Genomic DNA, 10,010 nt, shown 5'->3' with positions numbered 1-10,010 from the left:
AACGCCCGAGCATCTTGCGGCTCTGGCGCAAAGTCTGCGCGGGCTTGGCGAGGTGTGCTCCACCGGCGTGGCGCGCAGCGGCATCTGCCTGACGAGCCGTTCCCAGATGGTGCGCATCGGCGTGGGGCAGCCTCTTGCCATTATCGGTGAACGTATCAATCCTACAGGCAAAAAGCAGCTTACGCTTGAGCTTCAGGAAGGGCGTTTTGATACGGCCCTGCAATTTGCCGATGCGCAACTTGAGGCCGGGGCCACGGTGCTGGACGTGAACGTGGGCGCTCCGCTTGTGGACGAAACCGCGCTTTTGCCAGAACTGGTGCAGCGTCTGGTGGGGCGGCTCACGGTGCCGCTTTCTCTGGACTCTTCCAATGCCCAGGCCATTGCGGCCGCCTTGCCTTACTGCCCCGGTTCTTTTCTGGTAAATTCCGTCAGCGGTGAAGAAGGGCGCATGGAACTGCTGGGGCCGCTGTGCCGCGATTACGGCGCGCCTTTCATCCTGCTGCCTCTTGAGGGGGCAACCCTGCCGGAAAAGGCCGCGGAGCGCATCCGCACGGTGGAAAGCCTTCTTCTGCGGGCCGAGCGCCTGGGCATTCCACGTCGGCTTATGATGGTGGATATTCTGGCTCTGGCGGTATCCTCCAGCCCGGACGGCGCACGCCAATGTCTTGAAATGACGCGTTGGTGCGCCGACCAGGGGCTGCCCACAACCCTCGGCCTTTCCAATCTTTCTTTCGGCCTGCCCGCGCGCGATCTGCTCAATGCCACATTTTTGGCCTACGCCGCCGGTGCGGGGCTTTCATCGTGCATCGCCAATCCGTCGGCCCCGCGCCTGCGCGAGGCGGCTGATGCCCTTAAGGTGCTCGGCGAGCATGACCCCCACGCTTCCTCGTTTATTTCAGGCTACGCCAACTGGAAACCCGGTGAAGGCAGTGTGCTGCAGCGCCAGGGAGGGGGCGGGGCGTCCAAAACCCTTGGCGAGGCAGTGCTTAACGGCGACAGGGAAAATGTCCTCTCGTTGCTTGAGGCCGAACTGGCCGCAGGGGCAGAGCCTTTCACCCTTGTGCAGGAAGTGCTTATTCCGGCCATTACCGAGGTGGGCGCACGTTACGAGCGGCGGGAATATTTTCTGCCCCAGCTTATCCGCGCGGCCGAGACCATGCAGACGGCTTTTGCCCATCTGAAGCCCCGGCTTGAAGCCGGGCGGGGTCCGGAAGAACGCCCGGTGGTGATAATGGCCACGGTGGAAGGGGATATTCATGATATCGGTAAAAATATCGTTTCCCTGCTGCTGGGCAATCACGGTTTTGCTGTCATTGACGCTGGCAAGGATGTGCCTGCTGAAGATATCGTGGCTTGCGCCCTTGAGCATAAAGCGCGTATTATCGGCCTGTCGGCCCTGATGACCACGACGATGGTGCGTATGGAAGATACCATAAAGCTGGTCAGAGAAAAGGGGCTGGGCATCAAGGTAATGGTGGGGGGCGCGGCCGTCACCCAGGCGTTTGCCGATGCTATCGGAGCCGACGCCTATTGCGCGGATGCCGTGGGCGCCGTGCGGGCCGCCAAGAATTTTGTGTAGCGTTGTTCTGCAATTACGCGGGCGCGGTCATGCCGTGCGTCCGCGCGCAAGGCCCGGCGGCATGGTAACCCTTCACGCATATTCCGGCCTTCAGTACGGCCCGTAAAGGTATGATATGAAAAAAATTATTCTTCCCTTGTTGTTGTGTCTGCTTTTGCCCTGCGCGGCATTTGCCGGCTCTTCGTCCGCCTCGGGCGTGCCTTCGCTCAATCTGGCAGGGCTGACAGACCTTCTGACCAAGAACAAGGGCAAGGTCATCATGCTCAATTTTTTTGCCACATGGTGCCCGCCATGCCAGGTGGAGATTCCCGAGCTTGTGCAGGTGAACAAAAAATACGCCGGCAAGGACGTGCTTATCATCAGCCTTTCCGTGGATGACGACGCCAAGGTTGTGGCGCCGTTCATCAAGAAAATGGGCATGGACTACCCCGTGTACATGGCAGACCGTGATATTGCCAAGGCGTTTCAGATAACCAGCATCCCGCACAATGTTTTTTATGCCAAGGACGGGCAGCGCGTCATCTCCGAGCCGGGCATTGCCGATGCCGAAATGATGGAAATGGTGTTCAGCAAGCTGCTTGAGCAGAAGTAAGCATACAAAGCATGTTCCGGGCCTGATCTTCTGGGCTGCGCGTCCATCGCGCGGCCCATGCCGGGCCGGGCTGCGCCCATAAAATATGGACGGCAGGCGCGTGGGGTGTCCGCTGTCCCGACCGCATTGACCAATGCGGATTGTTCGCCATGGAGCCGGAAAATGTTGCGGCCCCTGAAGATGGGGCCGCCCTGCGGCCCGTGCTGGAGGATCAGATGTCTAAGGTGGGGCATGAGATTAAGGTCAAAGAACTGAAAACCGTCTTCAGTCAGGAGCAGATTGCTCAACGGGTGAAGGAACTGGCCGCTGAAATTGACGCCTGTTATGGTCAGGAACCCTTGGTAGCCATATGTGTGCTCAAGGGCGGCTTTGTGTTTTTCAGCGACCTGGTACGGGCCTTGCAAAATAAGAACCTGGAGCTGGACTTCGTGCGCCTGTCCAGCTACGGCAAGGGATCAAGCAGTTCCAAGCATGTTATTTTCAACAAGGATATCGAGATTGATATCTGTGGCAAGCATGTGTTGATTGTTGAAGATATTGTGGACAGTGGACACAGCATGCGCTTTCTGCTCGGGCAGTTTGCCGCGCGCAAGGCCCGCAGCCTGCGCCTGGCCTCGTTGGTGGACAAGAATGAAAGGCGCGAAATTGACGTTCACGTCGACTTTGCCGGTTTTAAGCTGACGCAGGGCTTTATTGTGGGGTATGGTCTCGATTACGCCGAACACTATCGCAATCTGCCCGCTGTTTTTGAGATCATTCCCGAGTAAACGTTCCACTGTTCCGGCTGCCGGATACGGTTTTGGAGAGTAACGGCATGGAAGTAAGATGTCCCAATTGTTCAAGCCGCTTTAACCTGCCGGATCAACATGCCAGGCCGGGTGTGAAGCTGCGTTGTTCGGTTTGCAAGACTGTTTTTGCCTATGATCCGGCCGAGCAGCTTGCCGCCCAGGGGCCTCTGCCTGATATGCCCGTCAAAAAGCGGGGCAGGCTTGGCAAGCTGCTTGGCATCTTGTTGCTGGTGCTGGCTTGTGGCGGAGGCGCGTACTGGTATTTCAAGCATTCCGCCGCTGGCGAAAACGCCCCGCCCACAGAGCAGGAACTGGCTAAAAAGGTGGAAATGCTCACCATGCGCAATGTGCGCCAGTACTATGTGGACAATGAAAAAGTGGGCAAGGTCTTTGTCATTGAGGGCAAGGTGGTTAACGAGTTTCCTGAACCAAAGGAACTGGTTACCGTTGAGGCCGCTATTTACGACAAGGACAAGAAAACGCTCGCCACCAAAAAACAGCTCGGCGGCGTGCAGCTTTCCCTTTTTCAGCTTCAGGTATTGAGCGAAAAGGAGATGGAGTCTTTTCTCAACAACAAGGTGGAGATTCTCACCAATAATACCAATGTCCCCCGTGGGGGCGAGGTTCCCTTTATGGTGCTGTTCTATGCGCCTCCCGATGGCGTGGCCGAATTCGGCGTGCGTATCGTGGACGTGAAGGATATCCCCGTACAGGAAGACAGGCAGGGCGAGAAGGCCGCCAAATAGGAAAATTCTTCAGACTCCGGACGCCACAGGCTGTTTCCGGCTGTTCGCCCGCCGCCGATCTCGCATCGGCGGCGGGCGTTTCTCTGTTGTGGGAAGGATCTGTTTGCGATGCGGTGGGCTGCATCGAAGGCACGGCCCCCTTTGCCCTGCGGCAGCGGCAGGGCAAAGGGGGCTTTCACAGGGGGAATGTCTGCATCCGCAGAGGGTGCGGCCTGATCCTTCAAGGCCGGGGTCGGCAATCCCCGGCCTTGAAGGGCAGACTCAGGAGACGTCAGGCGTTCTGTTCGCTTACGGAACTGGGGGCAAGAGCGCTGTTTTCTTCGTCGGGCAACACGCGCGGCTCTGCCTTCGCAACCCGGAGGTTACCTATCCATATGGTGGATGCGGTGCTGATGACGCCCGCCACAAGCAGATACCCGCAGAGGTACCAGGGTTGAGAATCGTTGGCCTGCACAAGCATGGTCGCTATCATGGGCGTCAGGCCCGAAGCGAAAATGCCTGAGAACTGGTATACGAATGAAATGCTGGAATACCGCACCGTGGCATCAAAGCTTTCAGAGAACAGGCTTGCCATGCTGGCATAGGCTGCAGCATAGATAATGCCGAAGGGAACGATAATAGCCAGGTAAACAAAGAAAAGGTTTGTGGTGGCGTAGTTGTGCAACACCCAGAATACCGGGTAGGCGGTTATGCCCAGCAGCAGGGCGGCTGTGCCGAAGATGCGGCCTTTGCCCACACGGTCTGCCATGGCTCCCCACATGGGAATGAAGCAGGCCATAACACCCGAGGCCACCACAACGGCCATAAGGGCCACCGTACGGTTAACTCCGCAGGTCTGTGTAAGATAGGTCAGTGAGAACACGCCAAAAACGTTAAAGGCGATGCCTTCCACAAATCGCGCGCCCACGCAGGCAGTAAGGGTTTTGGGGTAGCGCTTGAAGGCTTCAAGCATGGGGTAACGTATTTTCGCCACTTCTTTCTTGGCGGAGGAAAAGTCCTGGGTTTCCTGAACGGACGTGCGTATGTACGCGCCCACAAGCACCAGAACCGCGCTCAGCAAAAAGGCGATGCGCCAGCCCCAGGCAAGAAACGCTTCGTCAGACAACAGGAATGAAAGCAGGCCGATAACCCCGGAAGCCAGCATCAAGCCCAGTGAAAGGCCGACCTGGGGGAGGCTGCCGTAGAATGCGCGCTTGTGGGCCGGTGCGGACTCATAGGCCATGAGCACGGCGCCTCCCCATTCCCCGCCAAGGCCGATGCCCTGGGCCAGACGGCAGATAACCAGCAGAATGGGAGCCCAGATGCCGATGCTGTCGTAAGAGGGTATGCAGCCAATGAGCACCGTGGCAACGCCCATGATCTCAAGGGTGAGGATGAGCATTTTTTTACGGCCGATCTTGTCGCCGAAGTGACCAAAGATAATGCCGCCCAAGGGGCGGGCCACAAAGCCCACGGCAAAGGTGGCAAATGCCAGGATGGTGCCTACACCCGGTGAAAATGCGGGAAAATAAAGCTTGTTGAACACAAGCCCGGCCACCACGCCATAAAGGAAAAAGTCATACCATTCAATAACCGCGCCCATGAGGGAGGAAATAACCACGCGGCGCAGGTTTTTTTGCGCCTGCTTGTCATTGACGGCAACGCTCATATCGTTCTCCTTTATGCCAGGCCCAGCACGCGGCGGGCGTTTTCATACATGATTTTGCGGCGGGCCTCATCAGTCAGTGCAAAGTCGCGGTATGCTTCAAGAGCGTCGGCCAGCTCCACAAAGGGGTGGGCGCTGGCAAAAAGCACCTTGTCCGTAATCAGTTCATTCATGGCCTGCACATACACGTCCACCATGGGCGCACGTTCGTATTCAGAAATGTCCATGTATACATTGGCGTTGCGCAAGCAGGTGTAAACAGCCTCATTTACAAAGGGGTAGCCACCGTGGCTCATGATGAGCGTAAGCTCGGGAAAGTCCCTGGCTACCTTGTCCACGTCGCGCGGGTCGGCATATTCCAGAATGGCTCCGGGAACCTGGGGCGGCGGGGCCATGGTGATGAATACGGGCAGGCCCAGTTCGCAGCACTTGGCATACACGGGGTAAAAACGGGCTTCGGATGCGGGAATGTGCGCAAGATACGGGTCAATGGCGATGCCCTTCATGCCGTATTCGGAAGAGACAAGCTCGATTTCGCGCAGGGCGGCCATTTTCTTGTGTGGGTCGATTCCCCAGAAGCCCACAAATTTTTTCGGGTAGGCCCGGCAGAACTCCAGCACGCTCGGATTGTTGGCAGGGAAACCATAGGTGGTTTCGCAGTCGCGCCCTGTGATGACCCCGGTCTCCACATCAAGGCGGTCCAGATCGGCCACAATGTCTTCCAGGGGCTGTGGCTTGCGCCGGTCAAAGCCTATGGCCTTGCACGCAGCCTTGAACATGGCGCTGTTCTTGATGCCGTTGATAATCTCGGGAGTGTTTGGACGAAAACGAAAATCTATTACCTTCATTTCCTGTTCTCCCCACTTGCCGAAGCTGCCGGCACGGCCCTGCCGCACGGCCCGTGGCTTTTATGGGCGTCCGGGCCGCAGGAAGCGTTTGGGTTACGAGTGGTACAGTTTGGATGTGACACTTTTCTCATAATCTCCTCCCATGAGATGAACAATTGCAAAAAGCAAAATGCCTGATGTTGGCCTCCGGGTCTTGTGATTTTTTACTTTTGCAGGATGTGTGCCAGCGAAAAAGCAGGGGAGATGGTCTTTTATCTTAAAAAATATCACTCTTATCGGTATATTATGATACATGCTATCGACGATTTGAGCTTGGCTGGATAGTGGTGTCGCAAGTTTGCAGCTAACAGGAATGGTTGTTTTTGTGTGAAAAAAGGCTGTTTGTGAAAGTTAAAACATGCTTGTTTGCGCAGGGTTGCACATGCCGCCATGCGCCACAAAAAAGGAGTGTTGCAAATATGCGTCGCATAATCGGGATGTTTTATTGAAAAACCCTACAGTTTGGTGCAAAACTGCATCATTTGTGAAATGGAGAGCTTTTATCTGCTGGCTGAAAAAAGGAAATATATTAAAACATAAATAAAATTATAGTGTTAGCAAACGTGGCATGCCCCATGCACTTATGTCGCCATAACGAGGATAGCCATCTGTGCAAGGCGTTCTCAGCGCGGCGGCGTACAAATCGTACCGCGCTCTGTAATTCATATTATTCAGGAGTAGCGTGATGAGCATGACCACTTGCGAATGCCGGTCCCCCCAGGAACAGCGCCTGTACGACAAGATTGAAGGTCGCGAAGACAAATTCCGCAAGACCCATCCCCGGGTTTTCAGGCTTCTGGAACGGTTTGAAGGGCAGAAGCCGCGCATTGATATAGAGCGCGCGCTGTATTTCACCCAGTCCATGAAAGAAACCGAAGGTCAGCCGCTGGTGCTGCGCTGGGCCAAGGCTCTCATGCACATTGCCAGCAACATGACCGTCTATGTGCAGGAAGACCAACTGCTGCTTGGCCGCGCCGGCTGCGACGGGCGCTATGGCATTCTTTATCCGGAACTGGACGGCGACTTTCTTGATATTGCCGTGCGCGACCTGCCCACCCGCAAAACGTCGCCCGCCACCATCACGCCTGAAGACGCCAAGCGCGTGGTAGAAGAGATCGCTCCGTTCTGGAAAGGCAAGACCTACCATGAGGCGCTCAACGCGGCCCTGCCTGCCGAGGTACACAAGCTTACCTACGATGATCCCGATGGTCTGATTTCCCGTTTTATCGTCAACGAAACCTCTTCGTTCCGCTCATCCATCCAGTGGGTTCACGACTACGAAAAAATCCTCAAGCGGGGCTTTAACAGCATCAAGAAAGAGGCCCAGGAAAAGCTGGCTGCCCTTGACCCCCTCAGTGCCAAGGACGATCGTGAAAAGCGCCCCTTCCTTGAAGCAGTGATCATCGTGTGTGATGCCATCGTGCTTTGGGCCAAACGCCACGCCGTGCTTGCCCGTGAAATGGCCGAAAAAGAGGCCGACCCCGTGCGTAAGGCCGAACTGCTGCGCATGGCTGAAAACGCCGAACACGTCCCCGGCGAGCCAGCCCGCGATTTCTGGGAAGCCTGCCAGAGCCAGTGGTTTACCCAGATGTTCTCCCGTATTGAACAGAAGACCGGAACCACCATCTCCAATGGTCGTATGGACCAGTATTTCCAGCCTTTCTACAAGCGGGACCGTGAGGCTGGAAAAATTACCGAAGCCCAGGCTATGGAACTGCTCGAATGCATGTGGGTGGGCATGGCTGAATTTATCGATATGTATATTTCTCCCACCGGCGGGGCCTTTAACGAAGGTTATGCCCACTGGGAGGCGGTCACCGTTGGCGGGCAGACCCCTGACGGGCGTGATGCCAGCAATGACCTCACCTATCTGATACTCAAGTCCAAGCGGGAATTTCCGCTGCACTACCCGGACCTTGCGGCCCGCATCCATTCCCGCGCGCCCGAGCGTTACCTTTGGGACGTGGCCGAAACCATCAAGTACGGTTCGGGCTTTCCCAAGCTGATCAATGACGAAGAAATCGTGCCGCTTTACGTTTCCAAGGGCGCGACCTTTGAAGAAGCGCTGGACTATGCCGTTTCCGGCTGCACGGAAGCCCGTATGCCCAATCGCGACACCTACACCTCCGGCGGAGCCTACATCAACTTTGCCGCTGCCGTGGAAATGGTGTTGCGTAACGGGCGCATGAAAAAATACGGCGACCAACTGCTTGGCGTCGAAACGGGCGATCCCCGCAGCTTCACGACCTGGGATCAGTTCTGGAATGCCTATGTGGAGCAGCATCTGCTTTTCCTCAAGGCGGCGTTTACCCAGCAGTACATCATCAACAAGCTGCGCGCCGAACACTTTGCCCAGCCTATGGGTTCCGCCATGCATGACCTGTGCATGAAGCACTGCATTGACCTGCATCAGGAGCAGATTCCTGAAGGCATCAACCTCGGCTACTTTGAATATATGGGCCTGGGAACCGTGGTGGACTCCCTGGCGGCCGTAAAAAAGCTGGTCTTTGAAGAAAAGAAGCTGAGCATGGACAAGCTTATTGCCGCCATCGACGCCGACTTTGAGGGCTATGAGGACGTGCGCGCCCTGTTGCGTTCCGCCCCCTGCTACGGCAACAATGACGAGTATGCCGACGCCATCGGACGCGAAATCGACAAGATTTCCGTGGAGTACGGCAACAAATACTCCATGAGCGACCTGGGCATCCATAATGACGTGCGTTATGTGCCTTTTACCTCGCACGTGCCTTTCGGCAAGGTGGTTTCCGCCACGCCCAATGGCCGTACGGATGGCTTTCCCCTGTCCGACGGCTCCTCTGCCTCGCACGGGGCCGATGTGAACGGCCCGACCGCCGTGCTGCTCTCAAACTGCACCACCAAAAATATGGGCATGCGCGACCGCGCCGCCCGTATGCTGAACATCAAGTTCACGCCCAAATGCGTGGAAGGCGAGCAGGGCACGGAAAAGCTGGTGTCCTTTATCCGCACGTTCTGTGACCTCAAACTCTGGCACGTGCAGTTCAACGTGGTCAACAAGGGAACGCTTGTGGCCGCGCAGAAAGACCCGCAGAAATACCGCAACCTTATTGTGCGCATCGCCGGCTACAGCGCCTACTTTGTGGACCTGTCGCCCGATCTGCAGAATGACCTCATCGCCCGTACGGAACATGATGTGATGTAGGGCGGGCATCTGAAGCGGGGAGGAGATATCCTCCCCGCATTTTTACGATAATTTTCTCTTGAGGCCGTCGCTTGCCGTAGAACGCCGTTGCGCAGAAAAGGAAGGAAACATGTGCCTGGATGACAAACAGCAGGGAATGGTATTCAATATCCAAAAATATTCAGTTCATGACGGCCCGGGCATACGCACCATCGTGTTCCTCAAGGGCTGCCCGCTTTCGTGCCGCTGGTGCAGCAATCCGGAATCGCAAAAATCCTGTGCCGAACTGGCTTGCAATCCCGGGCGCTGTATCGGCATTTCAAAGTGCGGTCATTGTTTGCCTGCCTGTCCTCATGGCTCCATTGTTTGCGGCGACGACGACAAGCCGCGCGTGGAGCGCAGCCAGTGTCACGGCTGTGCCATGCCATGCGCAGACGTTTGCCCAGCTCAAGGCTTGCTGGTATATGGTAAAAAGCGCGATGTGGCTGACGTGCTGCGCGTGGTGGAACAGGACATGGCTTTTTATGCCCGCTCCGGCGGGGGCCTGACCCTTTCCGGCGGCGAGCCGTTGTTGCAGGGCGGCTTTGCCGTGGCCCTGCTGCGCGAAGCCCGC

Annotated in this window: 8 protein-coding genes; 6 read left to right on the top strand and 2 right to left on the bottom strand. The window is 56.6% G+C overall.

The window, feature by feature from the left end:
* The 4 genes from V6C07_RS05200 to V6C07_RS05185 form a co-directional block, all read left to right on the top strand.
* Window positions 1-1,579, top strand: a 1,579-nt coding sequence (locus V6C07_RS05200; RefSeq protein ID WP_333535301.1) for a cobalamin-dependent protein, incomplete at its 5' end; no start/stop codon positions are given.
* A gap of 115 nt (window positions 1,580-1,694) precedes the next feature.
* Window positions 1,695-2,171, top strand: a complete 477-nt coding sequence (locus tag V6C07_RS05195) for a TlpA family protein disulfide reductase (protein ID WP_333535300.1) — start codon at window positions 1,695-1,697, stop codon at window positions 2,169-2,171.
* A 215-nt stretch (window positions 2,172-2,386) separates the two neighbouring features.
* Entirely contained in the window at window positions 2,387-2,938 is a 552-nt protein-coding gene (gene hpt / locus V6C07_RS05190) for a hypoxanthine phosphoribosyltransferase (RefSeq protein ID WP_333535302.1), read from the top strand.
* Between the two features lie 47 nt (window positions 2,939-2,985).
* Window positions 2,986-3,705, top strand: a complete 720-nt coding sequence (locus V6C07_RS05185) for a zinc-ribbon and DUF3426 domain-containing protein (protein WP_333535299.1) — start codon at window positions 2,986-2,988, stop codon at window positions 3,703-3,705.
* A 271-nt stretch (window positions 3,706-3,976) separates the two neighbouring features.
* On the opposite strand, the gene V6C07_RS05180 is transcribed toward V6C07_RS05185, so the two are convergent.
* Together V6C07_RS05180 and V6C07_RS05175 are read right to left on the bottom strand one after the other, a co-directional pair.
* A complete protein-coding gene (locus tag V6C07_RS05180) occupies window positions 3,977-5,353 on the bottom strand; it encodes an MFS transporter (protein ID WP_333535298.1) in 1,377 nt (458 codons plus the stop codon).
* Window positions 5,354-5,364: 11 nt separating this feature from the next.
* Entirely contained in the window at window positions 5,365-6,198 is an 834-nt protein-coding gene (locus V6C07_RS05175) for an amidohydrolase family protein (protein WP_333535297.1), read from the bottom strand.
* Window positions 6,199-6,922: 724 nt separating this feature from the next.
* Between V6C07_RS05175 and hpsG the strand changes: the two genes are divergently transcribed.
* Window positions 6,923-9,418 (top strand): (2S)-3-sulfopropanediol dehydratase, encoded by a 2,496-nt coding sequence (hpsG, locus tag V6C07_RS05170; protein WP_333535296.1) that lies wholly within the window; start codon window positions 6,923-6,925, stop codon window positions 9,416-9,418.
* 109 nt (window positions 9,419-9,527) lie between these two features.
* On the top strand, window positions 9,528-10,010 hold a 483-nt coding region (locus tag V6C07_RS05165), incomplete at its 3' end, for a glycyl-radical enzyme activating protein (protein ID WP_333535295.1).

Source organism: Desulfovibrio sp. 1214_IL3152 (assembly GCF_036763055.1).
Taxonomy (GTDB): domain Bacteria; phylum Desulfobacterota; class Desulfovibrionia; order Desulfovibrionales; family Desulfovibrionaceae; genus Desulfovibrio.
Note: the sequence above shows the minus strand (reverse complement) of the source record. Positions and strands in the feature narration are given on the sequence as shown.